The following is a 26,654-nucleotide window of genomic DNA, read 5'->3' as shown; positions in this document are numbered from 1 at the left end:
CTGCATGACCGTTTCAACCGAACAGCTCGATCGCATGCCTGTCGTGCGGTCCGTCGACGCCTTCGACAAACACTCCGGCAACCTGCTGGAGCGGCTGGTGTTCAATCATCGCCTCATGATGATCGTGGTATGCGTAGCTGCCACCGTGATCCTGGGTTGGCTGGCGGTGACGAGGCTGAGCTTCAATGCCAGCTTCGAGAAGATGATTCCGAGCCACCACCCCTACATCCGCAACTATCTGGAAAACGCCGGCAAGCTGCGCGGCCTCGGCAACTCGTTGCGCGTGGTGGTCGAAAACCAGGATGGCAACATCTTCGACCCGAAGTACCAGGACGTTCTGAAAAAGATCAACGACGACCTGTTCCTCACCCCGGGCGTCGACCGAGCCTGGGTCAGGTCGATGTGGACGCCGGCGGTTCGCTGGACGGAAGTCACGGAGGAAGGTTTCCGTGGCGGCCCGGTGATGCCAGACAACTACGATGGATCACCGTCGAGCACGGCGCAGCTCAAGCTCAATATCGCGCGCTCGGGCATCGTTGGCCGTTTCGTCGGCAACGATTTCAAGTCCAGCATGATCTTCGTGCCGTTGCTCGAAAAGAACTCGGACACCGGCAAACCCATCGACTACCGTGCGCTGGCGCGTTCGCTTGACGACATCCGGGCGCGTTATGAGGCCACGCCGGGCGTGAAGATTCGCCTGCACGTGATCGGCTTCGCCAAGCTCGTTGGCGATCTTATCGAAGGCCTGGTCAAGGTCATGAGCTTCTTCGGTATCGCCGCGCTGATCGCGACGTTGGTGATCTTCGGCTATACGCGCTGCCTGCGAAGTACGGCGCTGGTCATCCTGTGCTCCATTGTCGCCGTGGTCTGGCAGCTTGGCCTGGTGGCCGCGCTGGGTTTCTCACTGGACCCATTCTCGATTCTGGTGCCGTTCCTGATCTTTGCGATTGGCGTCTCGCACGGCGCCCAGAAGATGAACGGCATCATGCAGGACATCGGCCGCGGCACGCACCGCCTCGTCGCCGCGCGCTACACCTTCCGCCGCCTGTTTCTGGCGGGCGTTACCGCATTGCTCGCGGATGCAGTGGGTTTTGGCGTTCTGATGGTCATCGACATTCCGGTGATCAAGGATCTCGCGTTGACCGCAAGCATCGGCGTGGCTGTGTTGATTTTCACCAACCTGCTGCTCTTGCCGGTGTTGCTTTCTTTCGCAGGCGTCGACCCTGCAGCGGCCGCGCGCAGCCTGCGTACCGAGCGTGAGGAGACGGAAGGGAAGGGTGGCGGAATCGCGTGGCAATGGCTGGATCGCTTTACGACGCGCGGTTGGGCGACGGCTGCACTTGGCGTATCGGTGGCCCTTGCCACGGTGGGCTTCGCCGTCAGCATGCACCTGAAAATCGGCGACCTTGAGTCGGGTGCTCCCGAGCTGCGCGCGAACTCGCGCTACAACCGCGACAACGCCTATATCGCCGGCAACTATTCACTATCGAGCGATGTGTTTGCCGTCATCGTCAAGACACCACCCGAGGGATGCCTCAAGTACGCCACGCTGGTTGAAGCGGACCGGCTGGCCTGGGCGTTGCGGCAAGTGCCTGGCGTGCAGTCGACAGCTTTCCTTGGCGACGCGGTGCGCCAGATCACGGCAGGCTCTTACGAGGGCAACCCCAAGTGGCTGACCCTTTCACGCAATCAGGATGTGCTCAACTACGGTGCGCAGCAGGCGTCGGTGAACAATCCGGACCTGTTCAACAACGACTGCTCGATCATGCCGGTGATCGCCTACCTCGCCGATCATCGCGCCGAAACGCTGGATCGAGTTGTCGCGGCGGCTGCTTCGTTCGCAGCGGCGAATGGCGCAAAGGATCGTCAATACCTTCTCGCTGCGGGGAGTGGCGGCATCGATGCCGCCACCAATATCGTGGTGCGCGAGGCCGACCGCACCATGCTGTTTTATGTCTACGGTGCGGTCATCGTGTTGTGCTTCATAACGTTCCGGTCGTGGCGCGCCGTCGTGGTGGCTGTGGTGCCACTCATGCTCACCTCCATCCTCTGCGAGGCCCTGATGGTGGTGCTCGGCATCGGCGTGAAAGTCGCGACCCTGCCAGTCATCGCCCTGGGCGTAGGCATTGGCGTCGACTACGCGCTGTATCTGCTATCGATCCAGCTTGCCCAGCAACGCGCGGGCGTGCCGCTCACCCAGGCTTACCGTCATGCCGTGCAGTTCACCGGCAAGGTCGTGGCGCTGGTCGGTGTGACGCTGGCTGCCGGCGTGGTGACCTGGGCGTTTTCGCCGATCAAATTCCAGGGTGACATGGGCATCCTGCTCACCTTCATGTTCCTTTGGAACATGGTGGGCGCTCTTGTGCTGATCCCGGCCCTGTCGCATTTCCTGCTGCGCGAGAAGACGTGGCAGGCGGCTGACGGCAAGGAGCTACAGCGCGCGGACTAATGAGGTTGCGAGGTTTGCGCCGCGTGCCGGGCACGTACCAGGACGTTGCCGCGATGATCGGCCCCTCTGCAAAACGCTCATGACGCCCACTTCTCTTCAGATGGACATAGGGCGCCAAATAGTCGTGCAGTTCAGGAGCAGCGGCGTCTCCTGACCGACTGCCCGGATCCCGCCTGCGGCACGCAAGGTGCCGCTCGTCCCACGGCGGCTACCCCTCGTCACGTCGTTCTTGCCCCTGCGGGGTCGGACCGTCATGGTGAAGTATCAACGTGCAGGCCGAATCACGCTTTCGCCGGACATCGCGCCGATCGATGACCGCCACGTTTATGACGGGTGAGGCGGCGTCATTATTCCGTTGCAGAACATGGAAACAATGAGGGTGGCGTCCAACTCAGGTTGGCCACCCCAGGCAACATTCGTCGCGTGACGATCCATTCAAGGAGCAGATATGGGCTGTCGAGCCATGTGGAAGGCCGGTGCCTTCTTGCTGATTTTGTGCGCTTGGGTGGGCGGCGTTCGCGCAGCCAACGCATGCGATGTTCCGCCTTCGGTCAAATCGATCGATCCACCGGGGTTCTATGACGATGCAGCGGGATACGCGCAGGCGGTGAAGCCGATGCGTGATTTCATCGCAAAACTCAATCATGCCGCGGACACCGGCCAATGGGCCTGCACAATGGATCTGTTGGATGGCTGGGCCAGAGACGATGCCCTGATGGGCCCCATCTCAGGCTATCAGGGCTACTACGAGCGTTCGTGGGCAGGAGCGGACTTCGCGTTGGTCGTGCTGCGCTTGCCGGCGGCCGTCAGGGACGCCAACCCGGGCCGGCTATCGGGCATCACCAAGTGGCTGGAGCACATCGCCGTCGCCACACGCGATGCGGATGCCATCAACCATCTGCACAACAACCTTGTCTATTGGGCGGGCCTGAATCTGGTGGCCATTGGTACGGTCGCTCATCAGCCCGAACTGATCGACGCGGGTCTCGCACGCGCACGCGAGGGCATTCATGACATCGGCCCGAACGGTGCGCTGGAGCGCGAGGTAAAACGCGGCGATCGCGCACTTCACTACCATACCTTCGCGCTTATCCCGCTCGTGTTCACCGCTGAACTTGCGCGCGAGCAGCACGTTGACCTCTACCAGGAAAACAACCAAGCCATCGCCCGGCTGGCCAATCTGGTGACGGAGTCCGTCATCGACCCGTCAAGCTTTGTAAAAATCACGCCGATCAAGCAGCAGTTGTTCCCCTGGACCTTCCAGGACGAGCTGTCGTGGATGGAGCCGTATTACGCGCGTACCAAAGATTCACGGCTTCCCGCCCTGATCGCGCCGCGCCGTCCCTTCAATGAATGGCGTCTTGGCGGCAATGTCACGGAGGCCTGGGGCGCGCCGCTCTTGTCGCCGCATCAGCAGTGACGCGCTTTCTCGTTGCCAGACAACAACCATGACCCCTTGACAGCCACAGGCCGGCAGCGCACATTAGTGAACGACGAATATATTTGTACGACGTTCAATATTGTGAATGCTATGACAGATCCCGATACATCCGGCCGCCGTGCGCGGAAGCGCACAAAAACACTGGATTTAATTGCCGAGACCGCCATTCGCCTGTTTCAGGCGCTTGGCTACGAAGCGGTGACCATGGAACAGATCGCCGTCGAAGCCGACGTGGCCAAGGGGACGCTCTACAACCATTTTCCAACCAAAGAAGCCGTGCTCGCGCATTGGATTCACGCGCAGCTGGCTATCGATATGGCGCGCTTGCAGCCTCTTATCGTGCAGCAGCCGAAATTTGTGCCAGCCATTTCTGTGATGTTCGATGCATCCGCGGCCTGGTGCGAAGCGCATCGCGACTGGATCGCTCCGTATCTTCGGTTTCGCCTGCTGAGTTTCGAGGCTGTTGAGCGCGAAGATGGCGCCCGGCCCAGCGATCAGATCGATGGCTTTGCCATGCTGATCATCAGAGGGCAGCAGGCTGGCGAGTTGCGCGACGATCTCGACGCATCTCAGCTGGCGACGTTGCTGCACCATCTTTATCTCGGTGCGCTGATGCGCTGGCTTGTTACGCCAGGACTCGTGCTTCAGAAAGAGTTCGCGGCGGTCGTCAAACTATTTGTCGACGGTGCCGCGCGTCCGTCCGACCCCGTCGCCAAGAGTCGCCGAAAATCATGAAATTTATTGCTGCAACCTATGGCACGGAAGGCGATACGCGCCCGTTGGCTGCTCTCTGTCGTGCGCTGATCGACGCGGGTCATGAAGCCGTACTGCTGGCCGATGGTTCAACGCTCGCTTCGGTTAGCGCGCTAGGCGTGCCATCCGTCGCGCTGGCCGGAGACATCAAGGGCGTGCTGCAGCCAACCCATGCCATCTCCGGAGTCGTTGCAGCCAGGCCTGGATTCTCAAGTACCGCAAGCGCGTTGGCGCGTATCGCCAATACCAACGCCGAGTCATGGCTTCGGGACATCGTGACGGAGGGCAGGGGCTGTGACGCGATTATTGTGTCGGGGCTCGCAGCCTTTGTAGGTTTGTCGGCGGCGGAGCATCTTGGCGTCAAGGCCATTGGTGCGGGGTTTATACCGATTACGCCAACCGCAACGTTTGCCTCACCTTTTCTCCCGCCCAATCGGCTGCCGTCATTTGCAAATCGCGCAAGCCATCACTTCGTCAATGGCATGTTGTGGCGGGCCTTTCGCAAGAAGACCAATGCGGCACGCGCGGCTGTCTGCGGATTACCGCCCAGGCATGAACTGTGGACCGATCATCCCATGCTCTATGGCGTATCGCCCAGCTTGCTCACGGGTTCCGGGCACCAACCCAATGACTGGCCAGAGAACGCGTACGCCTGCGGCCAGTGGGCGGTTGCGCCGCCCCATTGGACTGCACCGAAGTCATTGACGGATTTTCTTCAGGCGGGCGAAGCGCCCATCTATATCGGTTTTGGAAGCATGACGGGATTCGACAGTCAAAAGCTGCTGAATGACGTCATCAAGGCCACGGACGGCCACCGCGCTTTGTTCTACCCGGGTTGGAGCGGCGTGGATACCACTAAGTTACCGGCCAACTTCCTCGCTATCGACGAGACGCCTCACGACTGGCTGTTTCCCAGAACCTCGCTTGTCGTGCATCACGGCGGGTCTGGTACCACGCACTCCGCGGCAAGAGCGGGCGTTCCTTCCGTGGTGGTGCCATTCGCGGCAGATCAGTTCTTCTGGGCTGAGCGGCTGCGGCAGGCCGGCGTCGCTGCAGAAGCGCTGAGCTGGAAACAAATGGATGCGAAACGGCTTGCCGCGCGTATGGCCTTCGCGAAAACCGATGAGGTCGTTCAGCGCGCCCGCACCCTCGGCCACGCGATGCGAGCCGAGACAGGCTTGCTCAACGCCGTAGCCCGCATCGAGGCGATGATGCGGGGCTGAATCGATTCACGGCCGCCTTCAAGGCGCCTGCCTTGCGCACGAAGCGCGTCGGTAGGCACCTGCAAAGATCCCTGCCGGTATTCATCGGCAACGCGTTCGGCTGCTGATGACACGTTGAATCAGAGAGGATGACTGGATGTCCCCGATAGAGCTGATCAAATTCAAACCAGCCTCCAGCCGGTGCCCGCTGGAGACCTTTGTTGCCTGTGCTCATCAGATGCTCGACCCGGCCACTCCCGAGAAAGTGCTTTGCATGATGGAGCCCAAGCTGCTGGAGCAATTGCCCGCCATCCGTGCGCTCGGTCTATTTGATCTGTTTGAAATACGTGACCCATCGTTGCGTGCATGGTTGAACGATGAACTGGCAAAGCTGGAGGAGTCGACCCGATTCTTCAGTGTGAGCGAGACGCGCGAGCCGATTTATTCGGGGCGCTGATCATTGCCTGCGGCAGATAGGGGGCGCAGGTAGTTAAAACTATCGCGCTGCTTTGCCATGGTCCCCAACTATCTCCGGCTCCCATGCAGAGCGAGATTTCATCTAGCCAACCAGGGCGACGTTGCGCGCTGCTTATGCCACTCACGCGCCAGGTCGTAACGCGCTTGCAGCGTCAGCCAATAGAACGCGGTGGTGTCGAGCGCGGCGGCTAGTCGTATCGCGTGGTTGGCGCTCATGGGGCGGCTGCCCAGCAGGTATTGCCTGATGTGCGGGACCCGGATGCCGGCACGTCGTGCGAGCTGGCTGTTGGTTTCCGCCCGTGGCACCAGGTAGTCATCCAGCAGCACTTGTCCGGGGGAGCGCAGGCGCAGCGAAGGGTCCACGCTGATGCGCGGGGTGAGTGTGATCAGATCCATGGGCAGGTTTTCCTAACGGGTACGGGGCAGCGGCGGCGTGGGGACGACGCTGATTCGTGTAGGGGAATGACCTTTTTGCCCGTCCGTGATCATCCAGGTGTGGCGCATCGACCGGAGAGCCGATGCGCCACGGGGGACGATCATCGGACGGGGTTAAGCGTTCACTGGGGGCTCGTGACCGAGCAGGCCGGCGTAATGGTCAAGGCAATGAATGGCCGTGGTGAGGCAGGCAATGACTTCACCGGAATGAGGCCACTGCAATGGCTTTGCCGGGTGGCCAGAGGCCTCATCCGCGCGGCGTGCTTCCAGATCAATCCGCAAGCGCGTCAAGACATATGACGCCAGGACAGGATCGAGTGGGAGCGATAAACGCCGTGGCGTGGCTTGATGGCCCGCAGGAAGCGGGAGGCCGGGTGGACCAGTGAGGGTGCCGTCAGGGGGAACGAACGGGCGTGTGCGTGCCGTATGATCGCGGTTAGCCATGATCAACTCTTCGCTAGTTGGTTGTGGTTAGCGGGTCGTAGGTGCTGAGAACACCTGCGGCCCGCGACTCATGACATCACTGCCATGGTCGCTCGCGTAGCTCTTTGGAAGACGGCGCGAGCGACACGCCGAACGTAACAGAACCCCCGCAGCCCCGCTTGTCAGGTTTTGGCGTGACGTTGTTAGCGATGAAGGCCGACAAAAAGCAGAAGAGCTCGTCGGCGTTCATGACTTAGCGTGCGGGTTCTCGCTACCGTCTATCGACTTTCTTCGTTGCAAAACCCTAGTTGTCAAAACAGGGTCGAAGCAGACTTTGTCGTCATCACTTGGCAGAGAGTGAGCGCATGATCTGAGTGTCTGCGCAGAAAAAAGGAATCGAGCACTTCGCCCCTGTTTCGGACAGCCGGCGGCTGCACATGGTTTGCCGTCAATAAAGCGTGAATCATCACAGCGTGGCTGCCGGTCATTCGCGATGAGTCGCGCACTGGCGTTCTATAACGCTTCGCTACCCGCGATTACTTTGCATGCGTACTGAATCACCGGAGTGACCGCATGCATCGCCAGATTATTCACACCACCGACGCACCCGCCGCCATCGGCCCCTATAGCCAGGCCGTTCGTTGCGGCGGCACGGTGTACCTGTCCGGCCAGATCCCGATTTGCCCGACGACGCAGCTGCCCGTGAATGAGTCCGCCGAGGCGGAAATCCACCAGGTATTTCGCAACCTGAAGGCCGTGACGGAAGCGGCTGGTGGCGACCTGTCACGTGTCGCCAAACTCAACGTATACCTGACGGACTTCGCGGACTCGCCCAAGCTCAATGCCATCATGGGTGAGTACTTCGCGGCGCCTTATCCCGCCCGCTCTACCGTGCGCGTGGCTGGCCTTCCTCAGGGCTTCCGCATTGAGGTCGAGGGTGTCCTGGTGTTGGACTGACCCTGTATCACGCTACGTACGACTCCATGAAGATCGGGTCGTATAGCGTTCTCTTACGCACCGCAAACCTCATGCAACGCGTTGCGTTAGTTATGTGACAACCGCTCAAACATGGCAGCAATAACGATGGACTGAGTACCCATGCACTGTGGGTGGACGCAAAGGTTTTCCTCGAGCGATGGAATAACTGGCTGCCAATGGCGTCTAGATAAGTGCAATCACCTTCCTCAAGTGTGCCGCATACGTTTCTGCCATTCGAGGTGGAACGTTCCTATCGTTCATTGCCAGAGTGCTTTATGTTTAATAGAAAATTTCGCCGAGCGTTGTTCGGATTCTCCATACTGACGTTGGCCTGCTCTTCCGCGATGGCGGGAAGTCTTCCGGTCGATCCGGCGGGCAAAGCGTCGCTCGATCGTCTACTTCTTGACAGCAAGTTGCCGTTTGCCACGAACGACTTGCCACCGATCGTGCGCATCGTGTCGCCGCTCGCGGATTCATCCGTTGCCGGCGGAACCTCGACCCACAAAGTCGGAAGTTTCAATGGCACGAATATGCTGGTGAACCTGGAGGTGGTGACACGCGATAGTGTTCCGCTTGTTGTCCGAGAAGCTACCGAAGCGCCGCCTGTCTTTGGCATCCGGCACGTTCCTGATCTGCTGGCCGGTCAAGCCAACCCGGATGCGCCTGGTCTGTATGTTTTCTTCGACCAGCCGCTCATCATGCCGGATGGTACGGTCATGCCGGCGTTCACCAACTTTGCGTCTGCATTTAATGTCGCCGGATCGGATGACACGCCAGGCCGGGGTCGTACAACGTGGCTGGGATGGCATGTTCTGGAGTCGCTGCCGGCCGGCACCAACGAAGTCACGCTGACCGTTGCGTTTGTCGATTCCGCAGGACGAGTGGCCACCGATCAAGTGCGTCTTCCGGTGAATAAGGCGGCCTCGTCAGGCCAGGCCCTGACGCCGGCTCCGGAGTCGTTCCCGGGGTCCGCAAGCACGGTTGACGACGGCCAGGGTCCGGAAGTGTCCATGATCGCTCCGCGCGTCCCAACCTCCATCGCCATCGGTCCCACGGACTCGAGTTTGAATCCGACCAACGGTTCCTTGTTCTTCATTCAAGTATCGAGCCTTGACCGTAATCACCATGGCATCGCTGTTAGCGAGAATGGTTTGACATCGGCGGGGCAGCCATTGAACGCGACGATTCCCGCAGGGCTCATCTTTGATCCGAGCCAGATCCCAAGCCAGGGGCATGCGGGTGGACCGAATCGAAACTTCCCGGGTTTGACGGTGACGTTCGACGTTCCGCTGCGCCAGCCAAATGGCAACGTCGTTCCGGCCGGTACGAACCTGGCGGGATTGTTTGATGTGGCAGGCAGTGAAGTCGATGCCAGTGGTGCCGTTCGCACGACCGCGGATTGGGTCGTGGGCGGGTCGCTTGTGCTCCCTCAGGGCAAGAAGAACGTCACCGTCACGTCCAGTGTCACCGACAACAAGGGGCACACCGGTACAACAAAAAATATCTTCTCCATCAGCAGCGTGGTGAGCGGTCAGAGCCTGACGTTGGATCCTCCAGCCGGAGGGTAATCCGTAGTGTCATCGTCGAGTTCTCGCAAGTCAGTTGCACCTTAAATCAGAGGCCTTCAGTTCGTTTTTAGGTCGAGCCTCGGTGGGCACTAACCCACCGAGGCTTTTTTTCGGGAATCTACGGGTTGTAGTCGGCCTGCCATTGCGCGGCGTTCTCACGAAACTCGCCGAGAGTTCGAAGCAAGCGCATCTCGCCCCATCTTGTTGGCAGCCACTGTTGAAGCGCTCGATGACGCCTCTCTGCGCGAGACGTCCGGGCTCGTGGCTAGTGCATGTCGTTAGTCAAGAATGACGCGAGCTGCCAAGGGCGAAGTATCCGCGCAACGGCGCGCGTACTGGAGCGGCGTTACGCCGACAGAGCGGCGAAAGTGCCGCGTCAAATGGCTCTGGTCAGCGAAGCCAATCACGGCTGCAATATCACTGATTGGCGTGGTGCCCTGGCGAAGCAATGCTTTCGCTTGTTCTAGCCGTACGCGCAGCAAGTATTCCATCGGACTGTAGCCGGTGCTTCGGCGGAACAGTCGCGCGAAATGAAACCGGCTCATGAACGCTGCGTCGGCGATGTCCTGCAGTGTGATCTTTTCGCCCAATCGCCCATAGATGGCATCGAGCACCCTGCACAGCACCGAATGCGGAAGGCCGCGCTGCCGGTCAATGCATGGCGTCGGTGGCGGGCGGTTGCCAGTAGAGGTCCAGGTGTCATCATCATTAAAGCGACTGCTTCCGATGTCGTCGCGTTCTTCATCCAAATAAGCCACGAATACAGCCCAAGTCAGGATTTACGAATGAACGGGTCACGTTGATATTCGGCAGCCTGTGGCCGCGCGTTACAGCGAGTGGCCATGCACCACACGGGATGCATAACCCCAAGGGGATATGCCAGCAAGCTTCAGGTCGGATCGACCGCGACGACGGATGGGCCGCGCGTCTCGATATCGGCGCCTGCGCGAAGGCAAAGATCTTCCCTGAAGCGCGCAGCGACGATTTGCACGCCCACCGGCGTGCTGCCGACACTTCCGGTGGCGACCGACAATCCCGGTAGCCCCAGTGCTGGAAAAGCTCGTAACAGTAGTTGTGCGTCCCACACGCGCTGGAAGCCTTCGCGGCCTTGCATATCCAGTCCATCCGGAAAGGGCAGCTCAGCGGATACAGGCACCAGCAGAATCGGATAGCGAGCGAAGAACCCTTGCCATTCCCGGGCAGCGGTGGCGCGGCGTACGAGTGCTTTCGTTACGGCGTCCGGCGTCAGTGCCGCTACGCGATCGCGCACACCATCAACGACGGCCAGCGCACCGGGATCACCATCGCGTTCGACTGCCGCGATCAGACTGGCAAAGCCGTCACCCAGCCACAAATGCTCCTGGATCTCGGCGGCTTCGTGGACGGAGGGCGTGTCATGGATTTCCTCGACGCGCCATCCCGCATCTACCAGGCGATCGCGTGCGTCCCACAGCGCAGCTTCCACTTCCGCTGCGATGGGCATGCCGCCGGGCCGCAGGCACAGGGCAGCGAGGCGCGGTACCGGAGGGCCAGTCAGCGGCAGAGGTACGTACCACGGATCGCGCGGATCGTCGGCAGACATGACGGTAAGCCCCAGTGCGAGGTCCTGTATCGTGCGCGCCATCGGACCGGTGGCGGACATCAGTTGCGGGCCGATGCCGCGCTCCGGTGATGATGCGTTGTACGCAGGAACGCGGCCAAAGCTGGGGCGAAGGCCGTGGATGCCGCAGGCATAAGCGGGGTGACGAAGTGAGCCACCGATATCCGTGCCCAACGCGATGCTGCCGATGCCGGCTGCGACCGCCGCTGCGCCACCGCCCGATGAGCCGCCCGGGGTGAGGCTTGGGTCTCGCGGATTGAGCGTTCGTCCGTGTACGAGATTGCTGGTAAACCAGCGCAGTGCGAACGTCGGGGAGTTGGTGCGGCCAAGCATCAGCGCACCGGCGCGGAGGAGGTTGTCGACTGCCGGGCTATTGGACTGGGCGATCAACTGCTCCTGCAGTCGCGTGCCATTGGTGGTGGCGTAGCCTTCCACGTCGGTGTTGATCTTCACTGTCACCGGGACGCCGGCGAGCGGCCCGGGATCGTCGCCTCGCAACAGCGCGGTATCCACCTGATCCGCCTGCCGCAGCACTGCTTCAGGGCGGCACTCGACGATGGCATTGATGCGCGGATTGACCGCATCGAGTCGCCGCAGGGCGTCTTCGGCTACCTCGCGTGCCGACACGTCGCGCGAGCGGACCAGCGCGGCAAGTTCGCTTGCCGACATGCGCCAGAGTTCGGTCATGGTGCCTCCTAAAATGGCTTGCTTGTTGGAAAGAGATCCAGGGGATCGAACATGGGGATGAGCGCCGCCAGCTCGTCATAGAGTGCGAGTGCGGAGTGGAATCGGGATTTGGCCGGCTGGCGTCGTATCTCAAGGGCAGGCTGGTTGGACATCGTCCACTCGCTGCCGGTGCGGGCTCATCTTTGACTGTGAGGCAGTACCAGCGTTTTGCCAGGCGAGGTGCCCGACGCGGCGACCCATTGTTGCCATCGGTCATAACACAACGCCAGGATCACGAAAAAACAGGTATGCGCGAAGGCGAAATAGGTTTGGCCGACTACCGATAAAACGCGGCTTCCGGCAATACCTTCGCCCAAGAGTGGAAATACAACCAAGGCGTTCGCCGCATACACGGCAGCGGCATAGACGAGGCCTTTGGTCCAGGCATTCCAACGCACAAGACGTTCGCCGTAGGCATATGCCCAGGCCATCAACATGCCGATGAAGAAATGAAACCCCATCATGAATGCGTGGGATTCGGGACCTGAAAGGCCGGTAGCCATCCATGCATGTGCCAATCCGGTACGGTCGAGCACGGGGCCTGTCCAGGGACGGATGAGCCGTAGCAAGACGCCGTTGCCGGTGTCCAATCCGCATTGCGCGGCGAGGTACAGCAGCACCGTATTGATCGTGATGGCTACGAGTCCCGCTAGTAGCCACGTCTGAGTGTTAATCGAACGTTTTAACATCGTCTTGCTGCCGACCTTTTTCATAAGTTGTTTTCTTGCGATTGATGTCGGCCCGCAACGCTCGCGAGCCGCCAACGATGGTCCGACGCCAGATCACCTGGCCCAGGACACCTTGCCCGCATACCTTCTATTCCGGGCTACGCCCATGGCGTATTCCCTAAAGGACGCTCGCGCTCCTGCCTTTATTCCTCTCAGGAAGGAGATTTAACAAACCCAAGGAATAAATCAGCTCGCCTGGTCGTCTTACGCGATATGCTGGTTGCCAGCAGGACCTTGCACATGCATGACATCGATGACGATGAGCTGCGAACTCTGCTGCCCCAATTGCGGCGATTCGCGCTCGGATTGACCCGGGACGCCCATGCCGCGGACGACCTGGTGCAGTCCTGCATGGAAAGGGCGCTATTGAAATGGCACTCGCGCAGTATTGGCGGGAACCTCTATAGCTGGCTTTGCTCGATCCTCTATCGGCTATTTATCGACGGCAAGCGGCATTCCGCGCGCATTAACCGCTGGCTCGATTGCCTGCATGATGAGCCCGAACTGGCGCCTTCGGCAGAGGACACCTTGCAGGCGCGCACGTCACTCGCCGCGCTCGAACAATTGCCGCCCGATCAGCGTGCCGTGCTTTTGCTCGTGTCGATCGAGGGCATGAGCTACCAGGACATTGCAGCCACACTTGATGTGCCTATAGGTACCGTCATGTCACGACTATCGCGCGCACGCAAAGCCTTTCGCTCGATAACCGACGGTGATACCCCCCAGCCCGTATTGCGGATAGCCCGATGAACAACCTACCTGTTCCGCCGACTGAAGAAGAGCTGCACGCGTACGTGGACGGGGCGCTGGATGCCTCGCGTCGTGCCGAAGTCGAGGCATATCTTGCGAGCCATCCCGATGTGGCGGGGCAGGTGGCTCGCTGGCGGCGCGACGTCGACTTTCTGCGCACCGAGCTGGCTGGGACCGTGACGCGGCCACCTCAGCCGCGTCTTGATCCGGCGGCAGTACGTCGCCGCTTGCGCGCCCGTTCGCGTGTGCGCATGGCAGCGGCTGCGGCCTTCTTTCTCGCGATAGGTGCCGGCGGGTTGAGTGGCTGGCAACTTCGTAGCATGAACCTGGCGCCCGCACCGATGGCTGACGCGGTCGAGGCTTATCGCGTGTTTGCTACCGATCGCAATCGCCCTGTGGAAATGGGTGCCGAGAACGTCGACCACCTCCAGCAGTGGTTATCAAATCGATTGGGCACGTCCGTTTCATTTCCCGATCTGCGTTCAGAGGGCTTTGATTTGCTGGGCGGACGACTGCTCGCCACTGCGGAAGGCCCCGCTGCTTTGATTTTTTATCAAGATCGTGACGGCGAGCGGGTGAGTCTCTACATACGGCCGAACAAGCATTATTCGGAAGGTACTCGCGGCACGCGCAACGACGGCGGCCTGCTGGCTAAATACTGGTACAGGCGAGGCTATGGCTATGCCGTGGTCGCAAAGGCTAGTGATCCACGGATAGAAGAGCTCGAGGCTGCTCTCCAACTCGGCAGTTAACGTTCGACCGGAGCGGTCGAACGCATCTCAAGGCGAGCTAATTCTCGTCGGTGCACTCACGCCTTCGGGTGGCTGCGAGCTGCCTTCAAAGATCCCCGTGCGAAGGGAATAAGTTGATGCCTCGCTGCGTCTTATCAGGCGCTGGGCGGTAACGAGGCTGCCAGACAGTGGGCCGACCTTGACCGATTGCATGACGACCTGTCATCGGCTACCGGTACGGCACTCAACTCGTCGTCATGTACAGATCTACGTCAGAGGATGAATCGATGACACGTAAGTCCGCCGCTGTAACTCACGGCGCTTCTTTCAGCGTATGCATAACTTGCGCCGAGCGCCTGGCCGATCGGTCGCATGGTATGGCTCACCAGAAGACGGAGGCTGCCATGGTCTTGGGCACCATGCAGGATCGCATCAGCGACCGTCTTGAGGAGCACTCGAAGATACTTGCATCGATATCGCACGATTTGCAGACACCGATCACGCGCATGCGTCTGCGCGTCGAGAAGATGGAAGCATCCACGGAGCAGCAGAGGATCGTCGACGATCTGCGCGAAATGGAACAGCTGGTTCGCCAATGCCTGTCTTATGCGCGAGGCACACTCAGTGGCGCGGCAGTACGGGTCAAAATGTGCCCGGTCGCGTTTCTGGAAAGCCTTGCGTCCGACTACCAGGACACAGGCCGGCCGGTCACGCTTTTCACCACCGTCAGCGGTCCGATCATGGCCTGTCCTCAGGCGCTTCGGCGCGTACTAGGCAATCTGATTGATAACGCCATCAAGTATGGCGGAGCTGCCGAAATCAGCGCGCATCGGGATGCAGGTGGTGCCTTATGTGTGAGCGTGTCTGACCGAGGCCCTGGCATTCCTGAAGGCGAACTTGAAAGAGTGCTTCAGCCGTTTTATCGGGCTGCAGCCTCGCGCAACAGTGACGTCGGCGGGGCGGGCCTTGGACTGGCTATTGCCGCTCAATTGATAAGCTCGCTCGATGGCCATTTGATGCTGTCTAATCGCAGCGGCGGCGGCCTGACGGCAACCATTACGCTGCCCTGAAAGGGTGATTCGTTCGGATATGCGAGGAGGAGGCTGGATGTTCTCCAACCCCCGCCACAGGGTCATCGGATGATGCCGTCCGCCTTGAGCTTCGGAATGATGGTCTTCGCCAGATCCTGCGTAGCCCGGGTGATATTGCTGGTGCCTACGCCCTCGGTCGTCACCGCCCAGACAATTTTCTGAGTCTTCATGTCCCACGCAGTGGTTTCAAGCGTGACAGCGTCGTATTGGGTGACATCGGGGGTTGATGCCCATGCCCCGCCATACCAGCCGTAAAAGCCACCCGACTCCGGGACACCCGGGGTAACGCTGAGCTTTTGCTCGACGCGCTGCACGCGTGTCGTAAGAACCACCTGGGCGCCCGTGCTCTTGATCACGTCACCCAGTTTCTCTGAAGTAACGCCTGCGGGGGACTGTGAGTAGCTCTGCCTGGCCTGGACGCCAGCGGCCTGCAACTGCTGAACAAACGTATCTTCGAAGATATGGCGATAGGTGTCGCTCTTGGTGATGCCAACGACCAGAACGTTATCGGCGGACGGCCCGTTCCAGGATGGATCTTTCCATTGATTGCTGACGCTGAACGTCGAACAGGCGCCGAGCAGGACAGCGCTAAGCGGAACAAGGTATCGAAATAGACGCATGGACGTTTCTCTATTTGAAGGTGCGCGGGAAGGGCGCGGTAACGCCTTGCGCGTGTGTCGCCTTGCGCCTCTGAACACCCCGAAATGTATGAGGGGGAGACGCCGGATACCGAAATGATGGCTGATCGGCTGTCACCGCGAGCCCAGTGATCGTCCCGGTGGGCTGACGCCCACCGAGTTTCTATTCCGATCCGATCGCACGGTGGTTTAGCGTGACGCTGAACTACAGGGCCATTCGATCCGTGTTACAGGTGATCAGCATCGATGACAGCCTGCGTGAACGCCTGCGGTGCCTCTTCCGGAAGGTTATGGCCGATGCCGCCGGTAATCAGGCGGAACTGATACTTGCCTGTGAACTTCTTGGCATAGGCTTCGGGCTGCGGGTGCGGCGCGCCATTCGCATCACCTTCCAGGGCGATCGTCGGCACCGTGATGGCAGGGAGTTGGGCGAGTTTCTTTTCCAGGGCTTCGTACTTCGTTTCGCCCTTGGCCAGATTCAAGCGCCAGCGATAGTTATGAATGGTGATGGCGACGTGATCCGGATTGTTCAGCGCAGCCGCACTGCGTTCGAAGGTGGCGTCGTCAAAGTTCCACTTCGGTGAGGCAAGCTGCCAGATCAACTTCGCGAAGTCGTGACGGTTTTTGTCATAGCCGAGGCGACCGCGCTCAGTGGCGAAGTAATACTGATACCACCACTGCAGCTCCGCCTTGGGCGGCAGAGGGGTCTCGCCGGATTCCTGGCTGCCGATAAGGTAGCCACTCACGGTCACCAGTGCTTTTACGCGGTTCGGCCACAGGGTTGCGACGATATCCGCCGAACGTGCACCCCAGTCAAAGCCGCCCAGCACCGCGCGCTTGATCTGCAAGGCATCCATGAAGTCGATGACGTCCTGGGCTACGGCAGCGGGCTCACCATTGCGCTCGGTGCTGTCGGACAGGAACCGCGTGTCACCGTATCCACGCGTATAGGGAACGAGTACCCGGTAGCCTTTCGCCGCCAGCGCGGGCGCAACCTGTTCAAAGCTATGGATGTCATAGGGCCACCCATGCAGAAGAATCACCACCGGACCGTTGGCCGGCCCCATCTCGGCATAAGCAACGTCCAGTACGCCGGCATGGACATGCTTCAGCGGACCCCAGGGATCTTGCGACGCAGTGAGTGCATTGGACGGATGAGCTGGCTGGTCTTCGGCGCGTACGACCGAAGCAAGGCTGGTAAGGCTGAGGGCAAAGGCGGCGGCAATGGCCAAAGGTGCGTACTTCACGGTGATCTCCTTGAATGCGTGCGTGATTGAAAGAGCAGGGTGGTCTTAGAGCGCGTAGACGACCGCCTTGATGAGGCGATAGTCATCACTGTGAGATTGGCCGTTACCCCCATCAGCGGTGAGCGTCAGGCCGATGTACATAGGAAACCGCAGCGACGTATGTCGGCTGTGTCCGGAAGAACGTCAAAAGGTATCGAAGCGTGTAGCGGAAGGGCTCTGAAACACTACGATACAAAACTCACCGCTCGAGTTGGGGCGCCTCTTGCTGCCTGGCGCTCACGGGCTGATCGACTCGGGCGTGCACTTTGGAACAACGGCTCTCCGAACGCTCACCTGGCGCGCAATTTCTCACGAAGATCTGAAGTCCGGCTTCTGGCAGGAGTAGCCCTGTTCTCTTAGCCATCACTATTGGGGTGAGACGATTTATGACTCTCACTGCCTGCGGGCCGTCGCCAGGATGTGAGTGCGAACATCCGCGAACAGGGCTGGCCAAGGCTTGCTATGACGTGGTGAATAAACGCTCTGAGGGGATGCCAATCTGGTCCCTCGCCCATGGAGGTGATCATGACTACTGTTGCCGAGAGACTGGTTGAAACGTTGGAAGCGGCTGGTGTGGAGCGCATCTATGGACTGGTTGGCGACTCGTTGAATGGCATCACCGACGCTCTGCGGGCGCACAAGCGCACGCAATGGATCCCGGTCCGGCATGAAGAGGTTGCGGCGTTTGCTGCGGGTGCTGATGCGCAACTGACCGGGAAACTGGCCGTATGCGCCGGCAGTTGTGGCCCTGGAAATCTTCATCTCATCAACGGTCTGTTCGACTGCCATCGCAATCGTGTGCCGGTAGTTGCCATCGCCGCACACATTCCCAGTACGGAGATCGGTTCTGGCTATTTTCAAGAAACCCACCCGCAAACCCTCTTCAAGGAGTGCAGTCACTACGCCGAGCTGATCAGCGACGCGGATCACGTTCCCCGCATCGTCGAAACGGCCATTCGCGAGGCCATCAGCAAGCAGGGCGTGGCGGTCATCGTTATCCCTGGCGATGTGGCACTGCGCGAAGCGGGCAGCCGCAAGCCGGCATCGCAGCTGATTCCCCGGCTACCTAAGGTACTGGCGCAGGATGAGGACATCGACGCGCTGGCGACGCTACTTAATGCAGGCAAACGGGTAACTCTGTTGTGTGGCGCAGGATGCGCGGGTGCGCACGACGAAGTGGTTGCGCTGGCATCCAAGCTCAAGGCGCCGGTCGTGCACGCCATGCGCGGCAAGGAACATGTCGAGTGGGACAACCCGTTCGACGTCGGCATGACCGGGTTGATCGGATTTTCATCGGGCTACTACGCCATGTTGGCGTGCGACACGCTGCTGATGCTTGGCACGGATTTTCCCTATCGCCAGTTCTATCCTGAGAAAGCGAAGATCGCGCAGATCGACATTCGCGGCGAGAATCTCGGCAAGCGGTGCCGCCTTGATCTGGGAGTGATCGGTGACGTGCCCGAGGCGCTGAAGCGTCTGCTGGATCGCGTGTCGGAAAAAGCAGATGAGTCACATCTCAGCATAGCGGTCGATCACTACAAAAAGGCCCGTGCTGACCTGGATGCCCTGGCCGTCGGTCACGCCTCCAAGCGCGGCATACATCCGCAGCTGGTAGCGAAAGTGGTCAGCGACCTGGCCAGCGAGGATGCCATCGTTACCTGCGACGTCGGCGAGCCGACGGTATGGGCTGCGCGCTATCTGCGCGTCAATGGCAAGCGCAGGCTGCTCGGGTCTTTTCTGCACGGCTCTATGGCCAATGCCATGCCTCAGGCCATTGGTGCGCAAGTTGCCTTTCCAGGTCGACAAGTCATTTCCATGTCGGGCGATGGCGGCTTCAGCATGCTGATGGGCGACCTGCTCACCCTGCGGCAGTCGAAATTGCCGGTGAAGATCGTGATCTTCAACAACAGCCTTCTTGGGTTCGTCGATATCGAAATGAAGGCGGGCGGATTTCTACCCGTGGGTACGCATCTGGACAATCCGAGCTTCGCCAAGATCGCTGAAGGGGCGGGTATCTATGGCGTTCGGGTGGAGAACCCCTCGGAGCTCGCCGATGCCGTCAAGCAGGCTTTCGCCCATGATGGTCCTGCAGTCGTTGAGGTGGTCACCGATCCGCTGGAACTGGTCATGCCTCCGAAGATTACGCTGGAGCAGGCAAAGGGTTTCAGCGTCTGGATGATGAAGGCGGTGCTTAACGGTGAGGCCAACGAAATAGTCGAATTGGCGCGCACCGCTTTCGGACGTTGAGCCACCGGCAAGGGCAGGGGTAAGCGCGACCCTGCCTTGTCACCACAGGAGCATTCCCGTGAGCAGCGTATCCTCGTCCTCTGCGATTCCGCAGCCACAGACACGGGCGTTCGCCATCGCCTGGGGGTGTGCGCTGATCTTCTATTTCCTGGAGTATGCCGGCCGCTCGGCGCCTGCGGTCATGATCCCGGAGCTTTCGCAGGCGTTTGGAGTTAACGCGCTTGGTGTCAGCTCGATCCTTGGCACCTACTACTACACATACGCCACCACCAGCCTGATCGCTGGCGTACTTCTCGATCGGCTGGGCGCCAAGTACGTGGTACCGGCGGGTATGGCCATTCTTGGTCTGGGGTGTCTTCTTTTTGCAGTACCTCAGGTGGCGGCTGGCAATGTCGGTCGCCTTCTTCAGGGCGCCGGTTCCGCATTCGCCTTCACTGGTGCGGTATATCTTGCGAGTCACGGCTTTTCCGCACAGCGATTGGCCACCGCCATCGGTCTCACGCAGTGCCTGGGCATGCTTGGCGGATCCGCGGGACAGATCGCCGTCGGACCGCTGATTCACGGGGTCATGTCGGTGGCGAGCTTCTGGGTGTTGCTGGGCGTGCTTGTGCTCGTTACCGGCGCGATCTTGCTTGTGCTTACGCCGAGGGAGCCTCGCACCGCCGCTGCGGAAAGTGGTGTGTTGGGGCTGCTCGACACCTACAAGATCGTGTTCTCAAACCCGCAGTCGTATTTGTGTGGCCTGGTCGCGGGCCTGCTGTTCGTGCCGACCACCATTGGCGACATGGTCTGGGGCGTGCGCTTTTTTCAGGAAGACAAGTTATTCACCTACCAGAGTGCCGTCTTTGCAGCGTCCATGGTGCCGCTGGGTTGGTTCATCGGTTGCCCATTACTCGGTTGGCTCGCCGATATGTTGCATCGACGGAAGCCAGCGCTGGCCGGAGGCATTGTGGTGATGTTGCTATGCGTGGCCCAGCTGACCTATCTGCCCGCACTTCTGCCCGCATGGCTGACCCTGCTCATCTTTGGCGTGGCTTCTGGTGCCGCCATGATCCCTTACACCATCATCAAGGAAGTCAATCCGGATCGAGTGAAGGGCAGTGCCACAGGCGGAATCAATTTTCTCACCTTCAGCGTAACGGCCTTGATTGGTCCGATATTCGCGAGCCATTTTGGCAAGACACTGGGTGCCATCAACGCTGATCCCGCAGAACATTTTCGCCATGCGGGGGTATTTTGGATCGCAATCATCACCTTGGCTCTACTTGTTTCCCTTGCTCTCAAAGAAACCGGGCAGGGAAACATAAACCGATGACGCGACCGCCTCGGGTCGTCCGCTTTCGATCGACGCCGAACGGCGTGGCTTATGCAGTTCGAGACGTCGTCAGAACCGCAATTGAGAGATAAAGGCGCGGCCAGTCGGCCCTGGCAGTGCGTCCTTGCGATAGACGATGTGCATGGGCAGGAACGCGTCGCGAGCGACGCCCTCGACGTTGATTCTCAGCAGGGTTCCCGCGTCGATATCCTTCTTGACCATGTGCAAGGGCATGTGTCCCCAGCCCAGTCCCGCCATCAAGAACGCATGCTTCGCGCCGAGGTCGGCAAGGCGCCATGTCAACGGTGAAAGCACACCAAAGGTTCGCCCTTCTGACAGTGGGGTGCGATCCGTCAGTATCAGTTGCACCTGCTTTTCGATGAGCTTCTTGCTGATGACACCTTTGTGCTTCGCCAGCGGGTGTGACGGCGCGACCACGGTGACCATGGGAAGATCGATCAGCGGCTCCGATGAGAGCTCGTCGGGTATCACCGGCAGCGAACCCACGATGCCAATGCGGCACACGCCGTCGATTACCGGCCGTATGACGCCGCCCAGTGCTTCGACATAGACGCGCAATGGTGTGTTGGGGAAGAACTCGCGGCAATGGCCAGCAGCACGCGTGAGTCCTTCCATGGGATACATCACGTCGACCGCTACGGAGAGTTCGGGCTCAAGGCCTTCCTTCATCGAGCGGGCGCGCGCCTTGAAGCCGTCCATCTGATCCGCCACGCCACGCGCTTCGGTCAGCAGCGCCACGCCTGCTTCGGTGAGCTTGGGATAGCGTTCGCTGCGATCGAACAGCGTGACGCCTAGTTGCGCTTCGAGATTGAGCAGCGTCTGGCTCACCACCGATTGCGCACGTCGCAGCTTGCGGCCCGCGGCAGAAAAGCTGCCTTCCTCGGCCGCGGCAATGAAGGTGCGGAGCTGGTCCAGCGTGACGGCGTCAAGCATATATCGTCCAAAACGATAGATTTAATCGAAATATATAGGCTATTCGGATGTACGGACAAGGCCTAGCCTTTGTCCATCGCAGACGAGGACGCCCCTATGAACGCCGTTGCTTCCTTTCCCAAATCCGATCTGGTCGACGAGCGAGCCACCCAACCGCGCAAGATCCGCACGGTGACCACGGGTTACCACCATGGCCCCATCACCCGGCTTGTCAGCCCGTCCGATCTGGGTCAGTGGATCAAGCCGTTCGTGTTTCTGGATAGCGGCGTGCTGCCACCTTCAGACGTCCCGTTGTTCGGCATCCACCCGCATTCGGGTATCGCCACTTTGACGGCCGTGCTGACGGGGCGTGTGACCTACGAGGACACCACCGGCAAGCAGGGCGAAGTGCTGACGGGCGGACTGGAGTGGATGAAGGCAGCGGGCGGCGTGTGGCACGACGGCAGTGTCGTTGGTGACACGCCCGTGGAGTTCTTCCAGCTCTGGGTGACGCTGCCGCCGGATCAGGAAAACGGTGTTCCGGAAAGCCAGAACATTGCTCCGGAAGAGGTGCCTGCCGTGGGTCCGGCGCGGGTGCTGCTCGGGCATTACCAGGGCGCGGCCAGCCCGATTCGTGCTCCCGCAGGCATCACCTATCTGCATGTGCGCCTGAAGGCGGGCGAGCACTGGCGCTTTCAGCCGAACCCGAACGAGACCGTGGCGTGGATGGCCTTGCACAAGGGCACGACCACCATGCCCGAGGGCCTCACTGCTGGCGACCTCGTCATCTTTGAAGAATCCGGCCATGCCATCGATGTGGTGGCGCAAGACGACGTGTCCTTCGTACTCGGCGCCGCCGTAAAGCATCCGTATCCCCTGGTGATGGGCAAGTACTCCGTCCACACCAACGTTCGCGCACTCGCCGACGGCGAGGCGGAAATCGTACGCATCGGCCAGCGGCTGCGTGCCGCCGGCCGTCTGAAGTAAGTCCTAGCTGTTCGTCTCTATCGCCTACCCATTCCAATCGGAGAATCCATCATGAGCACTAAGATCGAAACCGCCACTTACGCGTCATCCATCGACAACGAACGCGCCCCGTCGAGCCTCACCCTCAAGAGCACCACTGAGCTGGTGGGGCGATTCCTGATTGCTGGACTGTTCCTTCTTTCGGGCATGGGCAAGATCACGGCCTACACGGCTACTGCTGGCTACATGGCGTCTGTTGGCGTACCCGGCGGCGTGCTTCCGCTGGTGATTGCCACTGAAGTGCTGGGTTCCCTCGCCATCATTCTCGGCTGGAAAACCCGCATCGTTTCGTTCCTGTTGGCCGGCTTTACCTTGCTGACCGGCTTCCTGTTTCACACCAACTTCGCCGATCAGATGCAGATGATCATGTTTATGAAGAACGTGTCGATCGCCGGCGCCTTCCTTCTGCTCACCGTCAACGGCGCAGGCCCGCTCAGCCTCGACAACAAGTCGCGCTGATCCATCCCGTCCCATCCATTCGTTCTTCAGGAGAACTCTCATGAGCTACGCCATCATCGGATCGGGCGCCATTGGCGGCGCCCTTGCCAAACAATTTGCACGCAGCAACATCAAGGCCGTCATTGCCAATCGCCGCGGACCTGCCTCACTGGCAGGCGAACTGAAAGCTTTCAATCCCACCGTAAGCGCCGCCGAAATTTCAAATGCGCTGAATGCCGACGTGATTATCCTTGCCGTCCCCTTCGGAGCAGCGGGTGATGTCGCCCAACTGCGCAACGATTGGTCCGGCAAGATCGTGGTGGATGCCACCAATGCGATCGAGTTTCCCGCGTTCAAGCCCATGGACCTTGGCGGGCGCCCCTCCAGTCAGGTGCTGTCGGCGCAATTCAAAGGCGCCAAGGTAGTGAAAGCGTTCAATACGCTGCCGGCGGCGGTGCTCGCGGATGAGCCGCGCCGAAATGGTGGCCATCGCACGATCTTCGTTTCAGGCGACCACACCGACGCCAATGAGAAGGTCGCGTCGCTCGTCACGACGCTGGGCTTCAGCCCCATCACTTTGGGCCGTCTTGACCAAGGTGGTTTGCTACAGCAGTTCGGCGGCCCGCTGACGATGCACAGCTTGATCCAAGAATCCCGCCCGCGGGAGTAAGCCATGAACAACGCCTCGAGAACCCATGAAGGAAAGACAGCGCTGGTGACCGGTGCAGGCCAGGGCATCGGGCAAGCGATAGCCATGGCGCTGGCAAAACGAGGCGCGCGAGTGATCGCGACCGATCTCGCGGCCCCGGAGGCAACCGTCCGCAACATCGGGGCGAGCGCCATCGCACTGCCACTCGATGTGACACGTGAAGAAGATTGGCACTCGGTGCTCCTTCAGAGCCGCGAGATCGGTGATGTCGATATCGTCGTGAACAACGCCGGCTACTTTCCGAATCGGTCCATTGACGAGCTGGACCTGCCGACGTGGCGAAAGACCATGGCAACGAACCTGGACTCCCACTTCTTGAGCGCGAAGTACTTCCTGCCAGCCATGAGGAAGAAGAAGTGGGGTCGCTTCGTCGGTATCTCGTCGAACATGGTTGGTCTGGCCATACCCGGCATGAGTCACTACATCGCATCAAAGATGGCGATTATTGGATTCATGCGCGGGTTGGCCAACGATGTCGCAAGCGATGGCATTACCGCCAACGCGCTGCTTCCCGGCCTGACCAACACTCTGGCAACCGCAGCGCAATCAGATGAGCAAAAGCGCTCGACATGGGAACAGCAGGCGATCAAGCGATTGGGTGAACCCGAAGACATCACGGGTGCGGTGTTGTTTCTGACGGGCGACGATGCGGCCTTTATCACCGGGCAGGCCATTGTCGTGGATGGTGGTCAGTATCGTGTGGGCTAATCGCCAGGTTCTGGCGATGATCGCCTGGAGTTCACGCTCCGGGCGATAACACCGGGGCAGGGGGCAGCTCGTTATTTGCCGTATGCCTTGGCGATCTGGCCCACGAGTACGGCCCACGGCATATCCATGGCGCTGTACACCGGACCGGCTTCCGGGCGCGCGTTGTCCTTGAGTATCTCGACCATAAGCGTGCCGTAGTCGGAAAGGATGACACCGGCCTGTTGCATGCGGAGCAACCCCGCCTGGCGCTTGGTCTCGCTAAAGGTCCCAGAGGCATCCACCGCGACATATGACTCGTACCCCTTGCTGATGGCAGTCATGGCGGGAAGCGCCGCGCAAACTTCCAGCGAGATGCCGGCAAAGATCAGCTTCTTGCGGCCGGTTGCTTCTATAGCGGCGGCGACACGATGGTCATCCCACGCGTTGACCGAGGAACGATCGATGATCTGGATGCCGGGCAAGGCCTCGACGAGTTCGGGAAACGTGGGGCCCCACATGCTGTCCCGTGCTGTCGTGGTGACGACGATGGGGAGATTCAGAATGCGGGCCGCTTTCGCAAGCGCCACGACGTTGTGCTTGAGCTCGCCCGTGGAATAGTCGCGGACGCCGGTCATGAGACCCACCTGGTGGTCGACCAGAACCAGGGCCGAGTTGTCCTGCGTGACGGGGGTATACGCTACGAATGAGTTGGACATGGAAGTCTCCGCTCTGCTTTTGTGGGGTGATTGAACCGTGAGGACCGCCATGGGGTGCGGCGAAGACAGCCGCCGCGGCAGCCCCGAGGCCGGTCTGCTGAAGAAACGAACGTCGATCCTTTGCGAGCTCCATCGAGTTGCCACAGTGGTCTCGCGGCGACAGATGGCTTCACCATGCAGCCAAAGCTAAGGCCCGCACCATCGTCTGAGAAGTCGCCCTAACTCGGATGTATCATCCGAAAAACCGAACGATGGGGGCGTCATGCTGGACTTGAATGACTTCTACTATTTCGTCCAGGTCGTGGACCGGGGTGGGTTCACCGCAGCCGAGCGAACGCTGCGCATACCCAAATCAACCCTCAGTGGCCGAATACAGCGGCTCGAGCGTGATCTGGAAGTTCGTCTGTTGAATCGAACCTCTCGCCGCTTTGGCATGACGGAGGCCGGCAAAGAGTTCTACCAGCATGCCGTGGGGATGCTTCAGCAGGCCGAGCAAGCGGAAAGCGTCATCCGCCAACGATTGCTGGAGCCCTCGGGTACGGTCCGCTTTACCACGGGGGTGATCACGGCGCAGTTCGCAATGCGGAAGATGGTGGGCGACTTCATCGCGAAGTACCCCAAGGTCAATGTCGTCCAGCACGCCACCGATCGAAGCGTTGATCTGATCGGCGAGAACTTCGATGTCGCCATTCGCGCCCATTCCAATCCATTGCCAGATTCCAGCCTGGTTCAACGCACTCTGGCGCCGGCGCCCTGGTTTCTGTTTGCGGGCGTGGACTATCTAAATCGTGTCGGTACGCCGGCGACACCTCAAGACCTTGCCCAGCATGCCTCGCTGTTCATGATGCGAAGCGGTGTCGCTCCTGCCTGGCACCTGAGCCGACCTGTGCGGGGTGCGCGGAAGGAACTGATCATGCCGCTCACCCCGCGACTACTCAGTGACGACATTATTTCCTTGAAACAGGCGGCGCTCGACGGCCTGGGTATTGTTGCGCTACCCGGATATACCTGCCGCGAAGAGATTCGGTCGGGGAAGATGGCTCGTGTACTTCCGGACTGGCAGGCAGGCGACTCGACAATCACTACCTTGATACCGGCTCGCCATGGTCTGCTGCCAGCTGTCCGTGCCTTTGTGGATCATCTGGTGGCTGAGTTTCCCAAAGCCGTTTCCCTTTGAGCTTTGGCCAATGCCAACAAAGGCATGCTGGATGGAGTGACAGTCTTTCATGGCCACGAGATACCCGTGACGCGGCGACCAGCGGCGGCATCGGTGCGCCAGGTAAGCGGAAGATTTACCGGCGATCGAG

At 60.2% G+C, this 26,654-nt stretch carries 25 protein-coding genes and 1 pseudogene; 17 read left to right on the top strand and 9 right to left on the bottom strand.

The features are described 5' to 3' along the window. Window positions 1-4: 4 nt before the first annotated feature. The 5 genes from OQE56_RS03160 to OQE56_RS03140 all read left to right on the top strand — a co-directional run bounded on the left by OQE56_RS03160 (window position 5) and on the right by OQE56_RS03140 (window position 6,302). On the top strand, window positions 5-2,449 hold the full coding sequence (locus OQE56_RS03160; RefSeq protein ID WP_267221455.1) for an efflux RND transporter permease subunit: 2,445 nt from the start codon (window positions 5-7) through the stop codon (window positions 2,447-2,449). Window positions 2,450-2,897: 448 nt separating this feature from the next. Then, window positions 2,898-3,869 (top strand): alginate lyase family protein, encoded by a 972-nt coding sequence (locus OQE56_RS03155; RefSeq protein ID WP_267221453.1) that lies wholly within the window; start codon window positions 2,898-2,900, stop codon window positions 3,867-3,869. A gap of 66 nt (window positions 3,870-3,935) precedes the next feature. Next, the gene (locus OQE56_RS03150) at window positions 3,936-4,625 is read left to right on the top strand and encodes a TetR/AcrR family transcriptional regulator (RefSeq protein WP_267221451.1); all 690 of its coding nucleotides are present in this window, start codon (window positions 3,936-3,938) and stop codon (window positions 4,623-4,625) included. Further along, window positions 4,622-5,866 carry a glycosyltransferase gene (locus OQE56_RS03145; protein WP_267221449.1) on the top strand — a complete coding sequence of 415 codons (1,245 nt, stop codon included), beginning with the start codon at window positions 4,622-4,624 and terminating at the stop codon, window positions 5,864-5,866. The genes OQE56_RS03150 and OQE56_RS03145 overlap by 4 nt, the downstream gene beginning before the upstream one ends. Before the next feature lie 136 nt (window positions 5,867-6,002). Then, the gene (locus OQE56_RS03140; protein WP_267221447.1) at window positions 6,003-6,302 is read left to right on the top strand and encodes a hypothetical protein; all 300 of its coding nucleotides are present in this window, start codon (window positions 6,003-6,005) and stop codon (window positions 6,300-6,302) included. Window positions 6,303-6,400: 98 nt separating this feature from the next. Here OQE56_RS03140 and OQE56_RS03135 read toward each other — a convergent pair whose 3' ends face one another. Continuing rightward, complete coding sequence (locus OQE56_RS03135) at window positions 6,401-6,718, bottom strand: HigA family addiction module antitoxin (RefSeq protein ID WP_267221445.1); 318 nt, start codon at window positions 6,716-6,718, stop codon at window positions 6,401-6,403. 1,035 nt (window positions 6,719-7,753) lie between these two features. On the opposite strand from OQE56_RS03135, the gene OQE56_RS03130 reads away from it, so the two are divergent. Beyond that, complete coding sequence (locus tag OQE56_RS03130) at window positions 7,754-8,137, top strand: Rid family detoxifying hydrolase (protein WP_267221443.1); 384 nt, start codon at window positions 7,754-7,756, stop codon at window positions 8,135-8,137. Between the two features lie 296 nt (window positions 8,138-8,433). Next, complete coding sequence (locus tag OQE56_RS03125; protein ID WP_267221441.1) at window positions 8,434-9,726, top strand: hypothetical protein; 1,293 nt, start codon at window positions 8,434-8,436, stop codon at window positions 9,724-9,726. 278 nt (window positions 9,727-10,004) lie between these two features. Here the strand turns inward: OQE56_RS03125 and OQE56_RS03120 are convergent, their stop codons facing one another. From OQE56_RS03120 to OQE56_RS03110, 3 genes are all read right to left on the bottom strand, one after another. Then, a complete protein-coding gene (locus OQE56_RS03120; protein WP_267221439.1) occupies window positions 10,005-10,475 on the bottom strand; it encodes a helix-turn-helix domain-containing protein in 471 nt (156 codons plus the stop codon). Window positions 10,476-10,615: 140 nt separating this feature from the next. Beyond that, window positions 10,616-12,013 carry an amidase family protein gene (locus tag OQE56_RS03115; protein WP_267221437.1) on the bottom strand — a complete coding sequence of 466 codons (1,398 nt, stop codon included), beginning with the start codon at window positions 12,011-12,013 and terminating at the stop codon, window positions 10,616-10,618. Between the two features lie 176 nt (window positions 12,014-12,189). After that, on the bottom strand, window positions 12,190-12,765 hold the full coding sequence (locus tag OQE56_RS03110) for a hypothetical protein (protein WP_267221435.1): 576 nt from the start codon (window positions 12,763-12,765) through the stop codon (window positions 12,190-12,192). Between the two features lie 255 nt (window positions 12,766-13,020). Between OQE56_RS03110 and OQE56_RS03105 the strand changes: the two genes are divergently transcribed. The 3 genes from OQE56_RS03105 (at window position 13,021) to OQE56_RS03095 (ending at window position 15,331) form a co-directional block, all read left to right on the top strand. Continuing rightward, window positions 13,021-13,530, top strand: a complete 510-nt coding sequence (locus OQE56_RS03105; protein WP_267221433.1) for a sigma-70 family RNA polymerase sigma factor — start codon at window positions 13,021-13,023, stop codon at window positions 13,528-13,530. Continuing rightward, entirely contained in the window at window positions 13,527-14,282 is a 756-nt protein-coding gene (locus OQE56_RS03100) for an anti-sigma factor family protein (RefSeq protein ID WP_267221431.1), read from the top strand. Before OQE56_RS03105 ends, OQE56_RS03100 begins: the two co-directional genes overlap by 4 nt. Window positions 14,283-14,665: 383 nt before the next feature. Next, window positions 14,666-15,331, top strand: a complete 666-nt coding sequence (locus tag OQE56_RS03095) for a sensor histidine kinase (RefSeq protein ID WP_267221429.1) — start codon at window positions 14,666-14,668, stop codon at window positions 15,329-15,331. A gap of 62 nt (window positions 15,332-15,393) precedes the next feature. Here the strand turns inward: OQE56_RS03095 and OQE56_RS03090 are convergent, their stop codons facing one another. Further along, the gene (locus tag OQE56_RS03090; protein ID WP_267221427.1) at window positions 15,394-15,972 is read right to left on the bottom strand and encodes a DUF4136 domain-containing protein; all 579 of its coding nucleotides are present in this window, start codon (window positions 15,970-15,972) and stop codon (window positions 15,394-15,396) included. Window positions 15,973-16,217: 245 nt separating this feature from the next. After that, on the bottom strand, window positions 16,218-17,237 hold the full coding sequence (locus OQE56_RS03085) for an alpha/beta fold hydrolase (RefSeq protein WP_267221425.1): 1,020 nt from the start codon (window positions 17,235-17,237) through the stop codon (window positions 16,218-16,220). Window positions 17,238-17,801: 564 nt separating this feature from the next. Between OQE56_RS03085 and poxB the strand changes: the two genes are divergently transcribed. Both poxB and OQE56_RS03075 read left to right on the top strand, forming a co-directional pair. Continuing rightward, window positions 17,802-19,523, top strand: coding sequence for a ubiquinone-dependent pyruvate dehydrogenase (gene poxB, locus OQE56_RS03080; RefSeq protein WP_267221421.1), 1,722 nt, complete (start codon window positions 17,802-17,804; stop codon window positions 19,521-19,523). 58 nt (window positions 19,524-19,581) lie between these two features. Continuing rightward, window positions 19,582-20,838 (top strand): MFS transporter, encoded by a 1,257-nt coding sequence (locus OQE56_RS03075; RefSeq protein WP_267221418.1) that lies wholly within the window; start codon window positions 19,582-19,584, stop codon window positions 20,836-20,838. A 69-nt stretch (window positions 20,839-20,907) separates the two neighbouring features. Here OQE56_RS03075 and OQE56_RS03070 read toward each other — a convergent pair whose 3' ends face one another. Continuing rightward, window positions 20,908-21,792 (bottom strand): LysR family transcriptional regulator, encoded by an 885-nt coding sequence (locus OQE56_RS03070; RefSeq protein ID WP_267221416.1) that lies wholly within the window; start codon window positions 21,790-21,792, stop codon window positions 20,908-20,910. Window positions 21,793-21,888: 96 nt separating this feature from the next. Here OQE56_RS03070 and OQE56_RS03065 point away from each other — a divergent pair, with 96 nt between their 5' ends. Genes OQE56_RS03065 through OQE56_RS03050 form a run of 4 tightly spaced genes read left to right on the top strand, consistent with a single transcriptional unit; the run spans window position 21,889 to window position 24,652 of the window. After that, the gene (locus tag OQE56_RS03065) at window positions 21,889-22,758 is read left to right on the top strand and encodes a pirin family protein (protein WP_267221414.1); all 870 of its coding nucleotides are present in this window, start codon (window positions 21,889-21,891) and stop codon (window positions 22,756-22,758) included. Between the two features lie 51 nt (window positions 22,759-22,809). Then, window positions 22,810-23,256, top strand: coding sequence for a DoxX family protein (locus tag OQE56_RS03060; RefSeq protein WP_267221412.1), 447 nt, complete (start codon window positions 22,810-22,812; stop codon window positions 23,254-23,256). Between the two features lie 40 nt (window positions 23,257-23,296). Continuing rightward, on the top strand, window positions 23,297-23,905 hold the full coding sequence (locus OQE56_RS03055) for an NADPH-dependent F420 reductase (protein WP_267221410.1): 609 nt from the start codon (window positions 23,297-23,299) through the stop codon (window positions 23,903-23,905). A 3-nt stretch (window positions 23,906-23,908) separates the two neighbouring features. Next, window positions 23,909-24,652: an SDR family NAD(P)-dependent oxidoreductase gene (locus OQE56_RS03050; protein ID WP_267221408.1), complete on the top strand. Its 744-nt coding sequence runs from the start codon at window positions 23,909-23,911 to the stop codon at window positions 24,650-24,652. A gap of 71 nt (window positions 24,653-24,723) precedes the next feature. Here the strand turns inward: OQE56_RS03050 and OQE56_RS03045 are convergent, their stop codons facing one another. Together OQE56_RS03045 and OQE56_RS20125 are read right to left on the bottom strand one after the other, a co-directional pair. After that, on the bottom strand, window positions 24,724-25,347 hold the full coding sequence (locus tag OQE56_RS03045) for an isochorismatase family protein (protein ID WP_267221407.1): 624 nt from the start codon (window positions 25,345-25,347) through the stop codon (window positions 24,724-24,726). Between the two features lie 55 nt (window positions 25,348-25,402). Further along, window positions 25,403-25,480, bottom strand: a pseudogene (locus OQE56_RS20125) (twin-arginine translocation signal domain-containing protein); the annotation flags it as partial. A gap of 129 nt (window positions 25,481-25,609) precedes the next feature. Here OQE56_RS20125 and OQE56_RS03040 point away from each other — a divergent pair. Next, entirely contained in the window at window positions 25,610-26,524 is a 915-nt protein-coding gene (locus tag OQE56_RS03040; RefSeq protein WP_267221405.1) for a LysR substrate-binding domain-containing protein, read from the top strand. Window positions 26,525-26,654: the final 130 nt, after the last annotated feature.

This window comes from Dyella silvae (assembly GCF_026421305.1).
GTDB lineage: Bacteria > Pseudomonadota > Gammaproteobacteria > Xanthomonadales > Rhodanobacteraceae > Dyella > Dyella silvae.
This window is presented reverse-complemented; position numbering and strand designations above follow the sequence as displayed.